The organism is Rhodococcus sp. NPDC078407 (assembly GCF_044542515.1).
Taxonomy (GTDB): domain Bacteria; phylum Actinomycetota; class Actinomycetes; order Mycobacteriales; family Mycobacteriaceae; genus Rhodococcoides.
On sequence record NZ_JBITUQ010000003.1, the window covers coordinates 70,992 to 85,767 of the forward strand.

A 14,776-nucleotide genomic window follows, 5' to 3' on the forward strand; every position below is an offset into this window, starting at 1 on the left:
GACAGGGGACATCTGACGTGCATGTGGTCGTCGGGGTGGGCGGTGGAATCGCCGCCTACAAGAGTTGTGCGCTCATTCGAAAGTTCACCGAGAACGGCCATCACGTTCGCGTGATTCCGACTGCGTCGGCGCTCGAATTCGTCGGCCGTGCGACTTTCGAGGCGTTATCCGGAAATCCCGTGCATACCGGCGTGTTCGCCGATGTACCCGAGGTTCCGCACGTCCGGTTGGGGCAGGAAGCAGATCTCGTGGTCGTTGCTCCGGCCACTGCGGACCTGATGGCTCGAATCGCAGGCGGGCGAGCGGACGATCTGCTCACTGCGACGTTGCTGACCGCTCGGTGCCCCGTCGTCCTTGCGCCGGCTATGCACACGGAGATGTGGGAGCACCCGGCCACCGTCGCGAACGTCGCGACGCTCCGATCCCGCGGCACCCAGGTGATCGAGCCCGCGTCGGGTCGCTTGACCGGGCGCGACACCGGTTCGGGCCGCCTGCCCGAACCCGAGGAGATCTTCGCCCTCGCCATGTTGCTGACCGAGCGTGCAGAGGCGATGCCCCGCGATCTCGAAGGGCGACGAGTACTGATCTCGGCCGGGGGCACACGGGAACCCCTCGACCCGGTTCGCTTTCTCGGCAATCGCAGCTCGGGTAAGCAGGGGTACGCATTGGCGCGAGTCGCGGCTCAGCGCGGAGCGCAGGTCACCTTGATCGCCGGATACACCAGCGACCTCGAGGCCCCGGCGGCAGTCGACGTGGTCCACGTCAAGACCGCGTCGGACATGCAGGACGCGGTGCGCTCGCATTCGTCCGACGTCGATGCGGTGGTGATGGCGGCCGCGGTCGCCGACTTCCGGCCGGAGTCCATCGCGAGCAGCAAGATCAAGAAGGGCTCGAACGAGCCGTCCTCGATTCCTCTGGTACGCAACGACGACATCCTCGCCGGTCTGGTCCGCGCTCGGCACGACGGAAACGTTCGGTCGTCCACGGTGATCGTCGGGTTCGCCGCCGAAACCGGCGACGCCGACGGTGATGTGCTGACCTACGCGCGTGCCAAGCTCCAACGCAAAGGCTGCGACCTGCTCGTCGTCAACGCGGTCGGTGACGGCAAGGCATTCGAAGTCGACCACAACGACGGATGGCTGCTGGGATCCGACGGTTCCGAATCCGCTCTGGGGGAGGGCTCGAAAGCCCTTCTCGCCAGCAGAGTGTTGGATTCGGTCGCACAGATGCTTCGGTCCCGCGATCCCCGGCCGGCTCTGGATTCCCAGCCGGCTTCGAAGATGCACTGATGCCGAGGGTGCACGATCGATGTCGTAGCAACTAGCGTTCTGGGCACCGGGTGACAATGCGTTCGAGGTTTGCCTTGCTACCGCAGGGGCGATAACACCGAAGGAACATCAATTTTCGTGGAGTGCCCGACCGACGCGAGGCGTCGGTCGGGCAGGAACATGCGTCGAGAGGAAGTCCGTGAGCAAGTCCGGTAGTCGGCTTTTCACCAGCGAGTCAGTTACAGAAGGTCATCCCGACAAGATCTGTGACGCCATCAGCGATTCCATCCTCGACGCTCTGCTGACCGAGGATCCACGATCCCGGGTGGCGGTGGAGACGCTCGTCACCACCGGGCAGGTCCACGTCGCAGGTGAGGTCAATACCACTGCTTATGCAGACATCCCGAAGATCGTGCGCGAGAAGGTGCTCGAGATCGGATACGACTCGTCCGCCAAGGGATTCGACGGAAACTCCTGTGGCGTCAACGTGGCCATCGGCGCGCAGTCTCCCGAGATCGCGCAGGGCGTCGATCACTCACACGAGGCTCGCGTCGAGGGAATGTCCGACGACGAGATCGACCGTCAGGGTGCCGGCGATCAGGGGTTGATGTTCGGTTACGCGAACACCGATACCCCCGAGTTGATGCCCTTGCCGATCGCGTTGGCGCACAGGCTTTCTCGCAGGCTGACCGAGGTGCGCAAGAGCGGCGTGTTGCCGTACCTGCGTCCGGACGGCAAGACTCAGGTCACCATCGAGTACGACGGCGACAACGCCGTCCGTCTGGACACTGTCGTCATCTCGACTCAGCACGCAGCCGACATCGACCTGGACAATCTGCTGACCCCCGACATTCGCGAGAAGGTGCTGGGCTCGGTGCTCGCAGAGCTGGACGTCCCGTCTCTCGACACGTCCGATGTGCGATTGCTGGTCAATCCCACCGGGAAGTTCGTGCTCGGTGGTCCGATGGGAGACGCGGGTCTGACCGGCCGCAAGATCATCGTCGACACGTACGGCGGCATGGCTCGGCACGGCGGCGGCGCATTCTCGGGTAAAGACCCGTCGAAGGTCGACCGCAGCGCTGCCTACGCCATGAGGTGGGTCGCCAAGAATGCAGTTGCGGCCGGCCTGGCCGATCGCATCGAGGTCCAGGTGGCGTACGCCATCGGCAAGGCGGCACCGGTCGGGCTGTTCGTGGAGACGTTCGGCACCGAGAAGACCGATCCCGCGCGTATTCAGGCGGCGATCAGCGAGGTCTTCGACCTCCGTCCCGGGGCCATCATCCGCGACCTCGACCTGCTGCGCCCGATCTACGCACAGACGGCCGCGTACGGCCACTTCGGCCGTACGGACATCGATCTTCCGTGGGAATCCACCGATCGCGCCGACAAGCTTCGGGCTGCCGCGGGCCTGTAAGTCCCTCGACAGCTGCAGTGATGTGGCCGCACGTACCCTGTTCGCACCGGCTCGGTGCTCCCACGGCGAGTGTGGGGTGACGATCGAGAAGGAGGTGCGGTGGCCGGTGTGACGCGGGTTGCGGCAACCGATCTCCCGATCGCCCGTATTCTCCCGATGCTGCCGCTGCCGCACCTCGACCGCGAGTTCGACTACCTCGTTCCCGAGGAAGCCAGCGACGATGCTCAGCCCGGGGTGCGGGTACGGGTGCGTTTCGCAGGGAGACTCGTCGACGGATTCGTTCTCGCCAGGTTGGCCGAAACCGACCACACCGGTCGGCTCGGTTGGCTCGACCGGGTGGTGTCTCCTGAACGTGTCCTGACGCCGGAGATCACCGAGTTGGTCACGGCGGTTGCCGACCGCTATGCAGGAACTCGGGCGGACGTGCTGCGTCTGGCAGTTCCGGCTCGTCACGCTCGGGTCGAGGCAGAGCCCACTCCGGTCGTCGACGAGGTCGAACAACCGGTCGTCGATCGGGCGGGGTGGGCTGCCTACATCCACGGGTCCAACTTTCTCGATGCTCTCGGTGAGCAACGTGTCCCACGTGCCGTGTGGCAGGCCTTGCCCGGCGAATCGTGGCCCGTCCGATTGGCCGAGTTGGCGGCCGTCACAGTGGGGAGTGGACGGTCCGCAGTGGTTGCGGTTCCCGATCAACGGGATCTCGACCGTATCGAGAGCGCATGCGTGGCAGCGGTCGGTGCCGACCGCGTGGTGGCGCTGTCGGCGGGGCTGGGACCGGCCAAGCGATACCGGCAGTGGCTGCGTTGTCTGAGGTCGGGCCCGGTGGTCGTGGTGGGTACTCGTAGCGCGGTGTTCGCGCCCGTGTCGAACCTCGGCTTGATCGCGATCTGGGACGACGGTGACGACAGTTTCGCCGAACCGCGCTCGCCGTATCCGCATGCCCGTGAGGTCGCGTTGCTCCGCGCGCACGTGTCGGGTGCCGCGGCCGTCGTCGGCGGCTACTCCCGAACGGCGGAGGCCGAGGCGCTTGTCGATTCCGGTTGGGCACACGATCTGGTTGCCCCTCGTGAGCTGATTCGCGAACGCCAACCTCACGTGGTTGCGCTGGCCGATTCCGACCACGCGCTCGCTCGCGATCCCGCAGCCCGGGTGGCTCGTCTGCCAGCGATCGCATTCGAGGCCGCCCGTGCGGCATTGAAGGCCGATGCCCCCGTCCTGGTCCAGGTTCCGCGCGCCGGTTACGTGCCGTCGTTGGCATGCGCGAAATGCCGCAACCCGGCTCGGTGCCGACGCTGCAACGGACCACTGGCTTTGCCCTCCGCTCCGGGAAGTGACGGTGCGGGTAGTCCGACGTGCTCGTGGTGTGGAATCGCCGACGCCGCACACCGTTGCACGGTCTGTGGGTCTCGCAACCTCCGAGCGGTGGTCATCGGAGCGGGACGCACGGCCGAGGAACTCGGCCGAGCTTTTCCGGGCGTACCGATACACAATTCCGGCGGGGCAACCGTCCTCGATTCCGTGCGGCCCGGTGGCTCGCTCGTGGTGTCGACCGTCGGCGCCGAGCCGACTGTGGACGGCGGCTACGGCGCGGCGCTGCTGCTCGACGGTTGGGCCCTGCTGGGCCGAGCGGATCTGCGCGCGGCAGAAGAGACACTGCGTCGCTGGATGACGGCCGCAGCGCTGGTTCGGCCCGGTACGGCGGGGGGACGGGTGGTCGTCGTGGCCGAGTCCGAGATTCCCACCGTGCAGGCGCTGGTGCGTTGGGATCCGCTGTGGCACGCCAGGAGTCAGCTGGACGAGCGGGTCGAGGTTCGATTTCCGCCGGCTGTACACGTGGCGGCGATCGACGGGACCACCGACGCGATCACCGCGTTGGTCGAGAGTGCGGATCTGCCCGAGACGGTCGAGATCCTGGGCCCGGTCGATCTCCCCGACGGTCAACGCGCACCTGCGGGCAGCGGCGAGGACGTGTTGCCGGGGGACGTGCAGCGCCTCCTGATTCGGGTCCCGCGAAGCACCGGAGCGGCGCTCGCCCGAGCCCTGTCGACCGCGCAGGCGGCGCGCAGCGCGAAGAAGCTCGGCGGGGGTGTACGGATCCAGATCGATCCCATCCGGATCGGGTGATCGAATGCCGTCGCGGCCGTAGCCCTTCCGGCGGTCCCGGCAGTCCCGATGCGACGTGATGATCGGTGCGGAATCGTCACACGCTGCTGTCACTCCCTAGGATGGGCAACCGACATCGTTTCGTCCACCTCAGGGAGTTGCCTTCAGTGCGCGTCGTCTTCGCCGGAACACCGGAACCCGCGGTCCCGTCACTCGCGCGACTGGTGGAGTCCGAACGGCACGAGGTGATCGCCGTGGTCACCCGGCCCGACGCCGCCGCCGGCCGCGGACGCAAGACCGTCCGCTCACCGGTCGGGTTGCTGGCAGACGAGCACGGTATTCCGGTGTTCACGCCCGCGAAGCCGTCGGACCCTGATTTCGTGGCACAGCTGACCGACCTCGCACCCGATGTGTGCCCGGTCGTCGCGTACGGCGCGTTGCTGCCGCAGCACGTACTCGACATCCCACGCTTCGGCTGGATCAATCTGCATTTCTCACTGTTGCCTGCGTGGCGTGGCGCGGCACCGGTACAGGCCGCCATTGCCGCGGGCGACGACGTGACGGGAGCATCGACGTTCCTGCTCGACGCCGGTATGGACACCGGACCCGTGCTCGGCGTCACCACCGAGCGGATTCGCGATTCCGACACCACCGGTGATCTGCTCGAGCGTCTGGCATCGAGCGGAGCCCACCTTCTCTCGGCGACGTTGGACGCCATCGAGGACGGAACAGCGTCCGCGCGACCGCAATCCGAGGACGGTGTGTCCTACGCGAGCAAAGTGAGCGTCGATGCCGCGCGCATCGACTGGACGCGATCCGCGGCATTCGTCGACCGCCACATCAGATCCGTCACCCCGGCCCCGGGAGCGTGGACGACCATCGGCGATCTTCGCGTCAAGATCGCACCGGTACAGCTGTCACCCGAGACTTTGGAGCCGGGAGCAATCGAGGTCCGCAAGAGCGGTGTGCACATCGGAACCGGAACCGGCGCAATCGTTCTCGGAGATATTCAACCTCAGGGCAAAAAGGTCATGAAGGCACTCGACTGGGCGCGCGGCGCTCGGCTGGACGATACGGCGGTGGCACGATGACAGAGCCCGACAGGCCTCGCAAGCGCGAATCGAGCCCGCCCCGCAAGCACGTCAAGAAGTCGCCGGGGGCACGTGGTCCCAAAGGAAACCGGCCGCCGCAAGGCGCCGGACCACGCGCGGTCGACGCGATCGATCCGGCGCGGCGCGCGGCGAGAGACGTGCTCAAAGCGGTTCGGGAACGCGACGCGTACGCGAACCTGGTTCTGCCCGGGTTGCTGCGCGAGCGCAAGTTGGATTCGCGCGATGCTGCTCTGGCCACCGAACTCGCCTACGGCGCATCCCGCGCTCGGGGTGTGCTCGACGCCGTAATCGCGCACGCCGCTGGGCGTCCTGCCGCAGAGATCGACGGGCCGCTCCTCGACATCCTGCGGCTCGGGTCGTACCAGCTGCTGCGGACCCGCGTTGCCCCACATGCAGCCGTCGCCACGTCGGTGGATCTCGCCCGCGCCGAGTTCGGTTCCGGCAAAGCAGGTTTCGTCAACGCGGTGCTGCGGCGGGTGTCCGAACGAACTGCAGCGCAATGGGTGGACGAGCTGGCACCAACGGATCCGGTCGGTCATCTGGCCTTCGAGTACGCCCATCCGAAATGGATCGCGCAGGCTTTTGCCGACGCGCTCGGCGCGGATGCCGGCGAACTCGCCGCGGTCCTCGAGGCGGACGACGCCCGTCCCTCGGTTCACCTCGTCGCGCGGCCGGGAGAGATTTCCGCAGAGGAATTGGCCCTGATCACCGGGGGAGAGGAAGGCCCTTATTCGCCGTACGCGGTGCACCTCGACGGCGGCGACCCGGGCAAGCTCGATGCCGTCCGTGACGGTCTGGCCGGAGTTCAGGACGAGGGCAGTCAGCTCGTCGGTCGCGCTGTGACCTTGGCACCGTTGCTCGGCGACGACAGCGGACGTTGGTTGGACCTGTGCGCCGGTCCAGGTGGCAAGGCCGCGCTGCTCGGAGCCCTGGCGGAGATCGACGGTGCACGGGTCGACGCCGTCGAACCCACCCCGCACCGCGCCGACCTGGTGTCGAAGACCACGAAGGACCTTCCGGTGACCGTGCATATCGTCGACGGCCGCGAGTCCGGCCTCGACAAGGGCTACGACCGCGTGCTCGTCGACGCGCCGTGCACCGGTCTCGGAGCGCTGCGTCGTCGCCCCGAAGCGCGGTGGCGTCGCCAACCGTCCGACGTGGCGGCGTTGGTCACCCTGCAGAAGGAATTGTTGGCGGCAGCGATCGATCTGGTGCGGCCCGGCGGAGTGGTGCTGTACTCGACGTGCTCGCCCCATCTGTCCGAGACGACGGCCGTCGTTGCCGATGCCGTGCGGCGCTACGGCGTCGAACAGCTCGATACCCGTGAGCTGGTGCCGGGCGTACCGCAACTGGGTGACGGCCCGTCGGTGCAATTGTGGCCCCATCGGCACGGTACCGACGCGATGTTCATGGCGGCGCTGCGCAAGCCGGTGTGACCAGCAAGCCTTTGTGATCAGTTTTCGGCCAGGTACGCATCCGCCACGTCCTTCGGTGCGTACACCAGCCACCCGTCGACAATCAGTTCTTGCACTTCGTCGGTCTCGGCATTGTCGACGTCGATCAGCACGGCGGAGAAGCCGTCGAAGTGCGGAATCGTGAAGCACGACCGCGGATGCGCGGCGAGGATGGCTTCTTTCTCGTGCAGGTCGGCCGTGCGGACGGCGAGGATGGGTCCGCTGGGCGGGGTCTCGTCGCCGAAACGTTTCAGGTCGGCCTTGCTGAACGGGCGGACCCACGCGAACACGTTCTTGCCCACCGACCACCCCGGTCGACCGTACGTGGATGTCGCGGTGACCCCGGGCAGCTCGGCGATCACTGCCGTCACCGAATCCATGGTGGTCATGGGCGAACGATACCGGCTCGGCTAGGCTCGTCAATCGTGGTTTCCCCGATGATTGCCCCCTCCATTCTGTCCGCAGATTTCGCACGGCTCGCCGCCGAAGCAGAGGCGGTCTCCGGAGCCGACTGGCTGCACGTCGATGTCATGGACGCGCACTTCGTGCCCAATCTGACCCTCGGGCTTCCCGTCGTGAAGAGTCTGTTGAAGGCGACCGACATCCCCCTCGACTGCCACTTGATGATCGAAGACCCAGCGCGGTGGGCCCCGCCGTACGCAGAGGCGGGGGCGTACAACGTCACCTTCCATGCCGAAGCGACCGACGACCCGTCGGCTGTGGCGCGGGACATCCGCGCGGCGGGCGCGAAGGCCGGGCTGTCCGTCAAGCCGGGTACACCGATCGAGCCGTACCTCGAGATTCTGCGTGACTTCGACACCCTGTTGGTCATGAGCGTCGAGCCCGGTTTCGGCGGGCAGTCGTTCATGCCCGAGGTGTTGTCCAAGGCCAAAGCCGTTCGGGCACTGGTTGATTCCGGCGATCTGCGCCTGGTCGTCGAGATCGACGGCGGAATCAACTCGGATACGATTGAGCAGGCCGCCGAGGCCGGAATCGACTGCTTCGTCGCCGGTTCGGCCGTGTACGACACCGCTGATCCTGCTGCTGCGGTGCGCGATCTCCGCGCTCGAGCCGTTCGCGCGTCCCACCACCTGTCGTGAGCGACGCCCCTGGCGCAGTCGTATCGATCCTCGAGGCCATGACCCTTGCCGTCGAGGCATCCGAGTCCGCCCGGGGCATCAGTAGTCCCAACCCTCCGGTCGGTGCCGTGATCCTCGATTCTCGCGGCGCCGTTGTGGGTATCGGATCCACGCGTCCACCCGGCGGACCACACGCCGAGATCGTCGCACTCACCGAAGCAGGCGAACGGGCGCGCGGTGGCACTGCACTAGTGACGCTCGAGCCGTGCAATCACACGGGCCGCACCGGTCCCTGTTCGCAGGCGCTCGTCGCGGCCGGGGTCGCGTCGGTCGTCTATGCGGTGGCCGATCCGAACCCGCTCGCGTCCGGAGGGGCGGACATGCTGCGCACCGCCGGGATCCGAGTGGAACAGGGAATCGGTGCGAACCAGGTACAGCAGGGGCCACTGCGGGCGTGGCTGCACAAGCAACGCACCGGACGCCCGCACGTGACGTGGAAGTACGCTGCCACCCTGGACGGCCGAAGCGCCGCAGCCGACGGCACCAGCCAGTGGATCACGGGTCCGCAGGCACGAGCACACGTGCACGTCGAGCGCGCCAAGCTCGACGCCATCGTCGTGGGAACCGGCACCGTCCTGGCCGACGATCCGCGGCTGACGGCGCGTCGCCCCGACGGCACCCTGGCACCGCATCAGCCGGTTCGAGTCGTCGTCGGGTCCAGGCTCGTACCGGAGACCGCGGCTATCCGCGGGCCGGAGGCACCCACGGTGTTTCTCGACACACACGATCCCGCTGCGGTGATCGATGCGCTCGGCGAGCACACCGACATCCAGATCGAAGGAGGACCGACCATGGCCGGCGCGTTCCTGGCCGCCGGTCTCGTGGACCGCGTCGTGGCCTACATCGCGCCCGCGGTGTTGGGCACCGGACCTGCGGCGGTGGAGAATGCGGGAATCGGAACAATTGCCGACGCAATTCGGTTCCGCACGGAGACAGTCACCATGATCGGCAACGACATCGTTCTGAGTGTCGTGCCCGAAGGAGCGAAGTAGATGTTCACCGGAATTGTCGAAGAGCTCGGCGAGATCGTGGCGAAGGACGAACTGACCGACGCGGCTCGCTTCACCGTCCGTGGTCCCGTGGTTACCTCCGACGCAGGTCACGGCGACTCCATCGCGGTCAACGGCGTGTGTCTGACCGTCGTCGAAGTGCTTCCCGACGGCGGCTTCACCGCCGACGTCATGCAAGAGACGTTGAATCGCTCCAGTCTCGGGGCTCTCGAGGTCGGCAGTCGAGTCAATCTCGAACGCGCTGCAGCCCTGGGCAGCCGGCTCGGTGGGCACCTCGTCCAGGGCCACGTCGACGGCACCGGAACCGTCGCCGGCCGATCACCCTCCGAGAACTGGACGGTCGTGCGGATCAGCATGCCCACGTCGGTCGCGCGTTACGTCGTCGAGAAGGGCTCGATCACCGTCGATGGCGTTTCGCTCACCGTGTCCGGACTGGGAGTCGACGACGGAACACACTGGTTCGAGATCTCGCTGATTCCCACCACCCTCGACCTGACGACCCTCGGCACAGCCGAGGTCGGTTCGCCGGTCAACCTCGAAGTCGACGTCATCGCCAAGTACGTGGAGCGGCTGCAGACGATCGACGCACAGTAAGTACTGTTGAAGTGCACGCAGGTAACGGTGCACCGAAGACATTTCCAGGGCGCTGAGCCAGGCCCGAGACCTATGGAGCACTTTCGTGACCAGGTTCGACAGTATCGAGCGCGCAATTGCGGACATCGCTGCGGGCAAAGCAGTGGTGGTCGTCGACGACGAGGACCGTGAAAACGAAGGCGACCTGATCTTCGCCGCCGAGAAGGCCACCCCGGAACTGGTCGCCTTCATGGTCCGCTACACCTCGGGTTACCTCTGCGTTCCGCTGTCCGGTGAGGATTGCGATCGACTCGGCCTGCCGCCGATGTTCGCCACCAACCAGGACAAACACGGGACGGCGTACACCGTGACCGTCGACGCGCGCGAAGGTATCGGAACCGGTATTTCCGCCTCCGACCGAGCCGCAACGATGCGCCTTCTCGCCGACCCGGATACCGGTGCCAACGACTTCACCCGTCCCGGCCACGTCGTACCGCTGCGGGCCAAGGAAGGTGGAGTGCTGCGTCGCCCCGGACATACCGAGGCGGCCGTCGACCTCGCCCGCATGGCCGACCTGCGTCCCGCCGGAGTCATCTGCGAGATCGTCAGTCAGAAGGACGAGGGAGCGATGGCGCAGACGGACGAGCTGCGGGTGTTCGCCGACGAGCACGATCTCGCGCTGATCTCCATCGCCGACCTCATCGCCTGGCGCCGTAAGCACGAGAAGCATGTGGTGCGGGTGGCGGACGCACGGATCCCCACCAGCCACGGCACGTTCCGAGCCGTCGGCTACCAGAGCATCTACGACGAGGTCGAACACGTCGCATTGGTGCGCGGCGACATCGCGGGGCCGGATGGCGACGGCAGCGACGTCCTGGTCCGGGTGCACTCGGAATGCCTCACCGGCGACGTCTTCGGATCCCTCCGGTGCGACTGCGGGCCGCAACTCGATGCGGCCCTCGAAATGGTGGCCGCCGAGGAACGCGGAATCGTGCTGTACATGCGCGGACACGAAGGCCGAGGAATCGGTCTGCTGCACAAGCTGCAGGCTTACCAGCTTCAGGACGCGGGCTCGGACACCGTCGATGCCAACCTGCAGCTCGGCCTGCCCGCCGACTCCCGGGACTACGGAATCGGTGCCCAGATCCTCGTCGACCTCGGGGTGTCGTCCATGCGTCTGCTCACCAACAACCCGGCCAAGCGCGTCGGGCTCGACGGCTACGGCCTGCACGTCACCGAGCGAGTGCCGATGCCGTTGCGCGCCAACGCCGAAAACCTCACGTACCTGCGTACCAAACGCGACCGAATGGGCCACGACCTCACGGGGTTGGACGACTTCGAGAATGGTCATTCCGCAGGCTCCACTCCTGTCGAAAATGGTCGTTCCGCAGGCTCCACTCCTGTCGAAAATGGTCATTCCGCAGGCTCCACTCCTGTCGAAAATGGTCATTCCGCAGGCTCCACTCCTGTCGAAAAGGGGGTCACACCATGAGCGGCGAAGGCGAACCCACCCTCCAACTGGCAGGTGCCAGTGACCTGAAGCTGGCGATCGTCGCCGGTCAGTGGCACCAGAAAATATCCCAGGCGCTGCTCGACGGTGCGTTGCGCAAAGCAGAATCGGCGGGGGTGCAGGACGTCACGGTCGTTCGTGTCGCCGGTGCCATCGAGCTACCCGTTGTCGCGCAGACGCTGGCCCGTAACCACGACGCCGTCGTTGCGCTCGGCGTCGTCATCCGCGGAGGTACACCGCATTTCGAGTACGTGTGCGATGCCGTCACGGCCGGCTTGACGCGAGTGTCGCTGGACGAGGGCACACCGGTGACCAACGGGGTGCTCACCACCAACGACGAGCAGCAGGCCCTCGATCGTGCCGGACTGCCCGGTTCGTTCGAGGACAAGGGCGCGCAGGCCACCGCGGCCGCGATCGACACGGCGCTGACTCTCAAGCATCTGCGCCAGCCGTGGACGAACCAGGAGTTCACGTGACCGGCAGCAAACCGACCCCGCAGTGGGACATGGAAGTGAAGTCGCGAAAGTCCTCTCGTTACGCCATAGCGACGGCGATACTGCTCGTCGTGGCTCATTCGACGGTTGCCATCCTGCTGCGGGTATCCCCGACCGGGGTGTACTTCCGGACCGCCGACCAACTCGCGATGGCAGGACTGGGACTGCTTCTGGGAAGCCTCGCACTGGTGCTGACTCGCCCGCGCATTCGCGTCGGTAGCGCGGGTGTCGCAGTACGAAATCTGCTCTCGGAGCGCCTGATCGAGTGGGATCTGGTCCGCGGACTGTCCTTTCCCGAGGGGGCGATGTGGGCCCGCATCGACATCCCGGACGACGAATTCATCATTGTGATGGCCATCCAGTCGAACGATCGTGACTACGCAGTCGACGCGGTGCGAAAGTTTCGGGCGCTCGAACGGAAATACGCACCCGCTGCGTCCGTTCCGGACCGACGCGGTGAACCAGAACAGAAGTAGGAGGCGCGCACCGCACCTGAGCTGGGGATGCGGAGAACGTCGGACCCGGCGACTAACGTGGATGCCGTGTCCGACCCCGCTACCTACCGTCCGGCCACCGGAACTATCCCGGTGGAACCGGGGGTGTACAAATTTCGAGATCCCCATGGTCGCGTCGTCTACGTGGGTAAGGCCAAGAGCCTCCGCAGTCGGCTCAACTCGTACTTCGCCGACGTCGCCTCGCTGCATCCACGCACGCGTCAGATGGTCACCACCGCAGCGTCGGTGGAATGGACGGTCGTCACCACAGAAGTAGAGGCACTGCAGCTCGAGTACAACTGGATCAAGGAGTTCGATCCGCGGTTCAACGTCCGGTATCGCGACGACAAGAGCTACCCGATGCTCGCGGTGACGATGAACGAGGAATTCCCGCGGCTGTTCGTCTACCGCGGACCCAGGCGAAAAGGCGTTCGCTACTTCGGTCCCTATGCCCATGCATGGGCCATTCGCGAGACGCTGGATCTCTTGCTCAGGGTGTTTCCCGCACGTACCTGCTCGACCGGAGTGTTCAAGCGACACAACCAGATAGGTCGACCGTGCCTACTGGGGTACATCGACAAGTGTTCGGCACCGTGCGTCGGCCGGGTCAGCGCGCAGGAGCACCGCAGCACCGTCGAGGACTTCTGCGATTTCCTCGCCGGCAAGACCGACAAGCTCGTGCGGCAGCTCGAGAAGAAGATGCAGGTGGCATCCGAGGAATTGGACTTCGAAACCGCAGCGCGCTTGCGCGACGACGTCGGCGCGCTGCGTCGAGCATTGGAGAAGCAGGCCGTCGTACTCGGCGACGGTACCGACGCAGACCTCGTCGCCTTCGCCACCGATGCGCTCGAAGCTGCCGTTCAGGTTTTCCACGTGCGAGGTGGCCGCGTTCGGGGACAACGCGGTTGGGTGGTGGAGAAGGCGGGCGAAGTGATCGAGCGACAGGACGAGGCCGATCTGCCCGCTCTGGTCGAGCAGTTTCTCACTCAGTTCTACGGCGAGCAGGCCGCGCTGACCGCCCAGGCACCCGGTGGTGACGACGGTGGTTCCAATGCAGTGCCACGCGAGGTACTGGTGCCGGTTCTACCGGAGAACGCCGACGAGGTACAGGTGTGGCTCAGTGAACTCCGGGGGTCCAATGTCACGCTGCGCGTTCCTCAGCGCGGCGACAAGAAGGCGTTGGCGGAAACCGTCGAGCGCAACGCCAAGGAAGCCCTCCAGCAGCACAAACTGAAGCGTGCGGGCGATTTCACATCGAGATCCGCTGCGCTGCAGGGGATTCAGGAAGCTCTGGATCTGGATTCGGCACCCCTGCGCATCGAGTGCATCGATATCTCGCACGTGCAGGGAACCGACGTGGTCGCATCGCTCGTCGTGTTCGAGGACGGGCTACCGCGCAAGAGCGACTACCGCCATTACGCAATCAAGGAAGCGGCCGGAGACGGGCATTCCGACGACGTCGCCAGCATTGCAGAGGTGACCCGGCGACGATTCCTCCGGCACTCCGCCGATGGGTCGACCGAAGGAAGCGGAGGCGATCTGGCACCGGAAGCCGCTCTCGATCCCCAGACCGGCAGACCACGAAAGTTCGCGTATCCACCGAACCTGTTCGTCGTGGACGGCGGTGCCCCTCAGGTGGCAGCGGCCGCGGCCGTGTTGGACGAACTGGGCGTGACCGACGTGGCAGTGGTGGGTCTGGCGAAGCGACTCGAAGAGGTCTGGGTGCCGGGCGAGGAAGATCCCGTCATCCTGCCGCGAACCAGCGAGTCCCTCTATCTTCTGCAGCGAGTGCGCGACGAGGCGCACCGATTCGCGATCACATTCCACCGCAGCAAGCGGTCGCGTCGCATGACGGCCTCGGCTCTCGATTCGGTCCGCGGACTCGGGGAATCGAGGCGAACGGCCCTGGTCGCACACTTCGGTTCCGTCGCCAATCTCAAGCGTGCGACGGTCGCGGAAATCGTCGAGGTGCCCGGAATCGGTGAGACGACCGCGAAGTCGGTGCTGGCGGCGCTCGGTTCGGACGCGGACGACGCCGATGTAAGCGATGATGGCAACGCAACTGCAACGACATCGGGCGAGAACACGACGCAACATGCGATCTCGCCGCGCGTGGAATCGGCGGGACAGGCTTCGTAGTGAGCGAACATCAGACAACGAGACATTCACCGTCCGACGAGCACCTCGAGCAGCCCTCCGAGGACG

Annotated in this window: 13 protein-coding genes; 12 read left to right on the forward strand and 1 reads right to left on the reverse strand. The window is 66.1% G+C overall.

Annotated features, from left to right (window positions below; translation table 11 throughout):
- The first annotated feature begins 17 nt into the window (after window positions 1-17).
- The 5 genes from coaBC (at window position 18) to ACIGGF_RS04685 (ending at window position 7,333) form a co-directional block, all read left to right on the forward strand.
- Window positions 18-1,289: a bifunctional phosphopantothenoylcysteine decarboxylase/phosphopantothenate--cysteine ligase CoaBC gene (gene coaBC, locus ACIGGF_RS04665; RefSeq protein WP_397520218.1), complete on the forward strand. Its 1,272-nt coding sequence runs from the start codon at window positions 18-20 to the stop codon at window positions 1,287-1,289.
- Window positions 1,290-1,467: 178 nt separating this feature from the next.
- On the forward strand, window positions 1,468-2,682 hold the full coding sequence (gene metK / locus ACIGGF_RS04670; protein WP_397520219.1) for a methionine adenosyltransferase: 1,215 nt from the start codon (window positions 1,468-1,470) through the stop codon (window positions 2,680-2,682).
- 156 nt (window positions 2,683-2,838) lie between these two features.
- The gene (locus ACIGGF_RS04675) at window positions 2,839-4,806 is read left to right on the forward strand and encodes a primosomal protein N' (RefSeq protein ID WP_397520437.1); all 1,968 of its coding nucleotides are present in this window, start codon (window positions 2,839-2,841) and stop codon (window positions 4,804-4,806) included.
- Between the two features lie 146 nt (window positions 4,807-4,952).
- Entirely contained in the window at window positions 4,953-5,876 is a 924-nt protein-coding gene (fmt, locus tag ACIGGF_RS04680; RefSeq protein ID WP_397520220.1) for a methionyl-tRNA formyltransferase, read from the forward strand.
- The gene (locus ACIGGF_RS04685; protein ID WP_397520221.1) at window positions 5,873-7,333 is read left to right on the forward strand and encodes an RsmB/NOP family class I SAM-dependent RNA methyltransferase; all 1,461 of its coding nucleotides are present in this window, start codon (window positions 5,873-5,875) and stop codon (window positions 7,331-7,333) included. Before fmt ends, ACIGGF_RS04685 begins: the two co-directional genes overlap by 4 nt.
- Window positions 7,334-7,350: 17 nt before the next feature.
- Here ACIGGF_RS04685 and ACIGGF_RS04690 read toward each other — a convergent pair whose 3' ends face one another.
- A complete protein-coding gene (locus tag ACIGGF_RS04690) occupies window positions 7,351-7,740 on the reverse strand; it encodes an MmcQ/YjbR family DNA-binding protein (RefSeq protein ID WP_397520222.1) in 390 nt (129 codons plus the stop codon).
- A gap of 36 nt (window positions 7,741-7,776) precedes the next feature.
- On the opposite strand from ACIGGF_RS04690, the gene rpe reads away from it, so the two are divergent.
- From rpe to uvrC, 7 genes are all read left to right on the forward strand, one after another.
- Window positions 7,777-8,451, forward strand: coding sequence for a ribulose-phosphate 3-epimerase (gene rpe / locus ACIGGF_RS04695; protein WP_397520223.1), 675 nt, complete (start codon window positions 7,777-7,779; stop codon window positions 8,449-8,451).
- Window positions 8,452-8,489: 38 nt separating this feature from the next.
- Window positions 8,490-9,482, forward strand: a complete 993-nt coding sequence (gene ribD, locus ACIGGF_RS04700) for a bifunctional diaminohydroxyphosphoribosylaminopyrimidine deaminase/5-amino-6-(5-phosphoribosylamino)uracil reductase RibD (RefSeq protein ID WP_397520438.1) — start codon at window positions 8,490-8,492, stop codon at window positions 9,480-9,482.
- Window positions 9,483-10,094 carry a riboflavin synthase gene (locus tag ACIGGF_RS04705; protein ID WP_397520224.1) on the forward strand — a complete coding sequence of 204 codons (612 nt, stop codon included), beginning with the start codon at window positions 9,483-9,485 and terminating at the stop codon, window positions 10,092-10,094. It abuts the gene before it with no gap.
- An 85-nt stretch (window positions 10,095-10,179) separates the two neighbouring features.
- Window positions 10,180-11,565 carry a bifunctional 3,4-dihydroxy-2-butanone-4-phosphate synthase/GTP cyclohydrolase II gene (locus ACIGGF_RS04710; protein WP_397520225.1) on the forward strand — a complete coding sequence of 462 codons (1,386 nt, stop codon included), beginning with the start codon at window positions 10,180-10,182 and terminating at the stop codon, window positions 11,563-11,565.
- Entirely contained in the window at window positions 11,562-12,059 is a 498-nt protein-coding gene (gene ribH, locus ACIGGF_RS04715; RefSeq protein WP_397520226.1) for a 6,7-dimethyl-8-ribityllumazine synthase, read from the forward strand. The genes ACIGGF_RS04710 and ribH overlap by 4 nt, the downstream gene beginning before the upstream one ends.
- Before the next feature lie 29 nt (window positions 12,060-12,088).
- Window positions 12,089-12,553 carry a PH domain-containing protein gene (locus ACIGGF_RS04720; RefSeq protein WP_397520439.1) on the forward strand — a complete coding sequence of 155 codons (465 nt, stop codon included), beginning with the start codon at window positions 12,089-12,091 and terminating at the stop codon, window positions 12,551-12,553.
- A gap of 66 nt (window positions 12,554-12,619) precedes the next feature.
- Window positions 12,620-14,710, forward strand: coding sequence for an excinuclease ABC subunit UvrC (gene uvrC / locus ACIGGF_RS04725; protein WP_397520227.1), 2,091 nt, complete (start codon window positions 12,620-12,622; stop codon window positions 14,708-14,710).
- Window positions 14,711-14,776: the final 66 nt, after the last annotated feature.

What these genes read in the sequence shown, in the direction of transcription:
- ACIGGF_RS04675 (WP_397520437.1), top strand. Translation starts at nt 2,839, where the DNA reads ATGCTGCCGCTGCCGCACCTCGACCGCGAGTTCGACTACCTCGTTCCC.
- ACIGGF_RS04685 (WP_397520221.1), top strand. Translation starts at nt 5,873, where the DNA reads ATGACAGAGCCCGACAGGCCTCGCAAGCGCGAATCGAGCCCGCCCCGC.
- ACIGGF_RS04690 (WP_397520222.1), bottom strand. Translation starts at nt 7,740, where the DNA reads ATGACCACCATGGATTCGGTGACGGCAGTGATCGCCGAGCTGCCCGGG.
- ribD (WP_397520438.1), top strand. Translation starts at nt 8,490, where the DNA reads ATGACCCTTGCCGTCGAGGCATCCGAGTCCGCCCGGGGCATCAGTAGT.
- ACIGGF_RS04705 (WP_397520224.1), top strand. Translation starts at nt 9,483, where the DNA reads ATGTTCACCGGAATTGTCGAAGAGCTCGGCGAGATCGTGGCGAAGGAC.
- ribH (WP_397520226.1), top strand. Translation starts at nt 11,562, where the DNA reads ATGAGCGGCGAAGGCGAACCCACCCTCCAACTGGCAGGTGCCAGTGAC.
- ACIGGF_RS04720 (WP_397520439.1), top strand. Translation starts at nt 12,089, where the DNA reads ATGGAAGTGAAGTCGCGAAAGTCCTCTCGTTACGCCATAGCGACGGCG.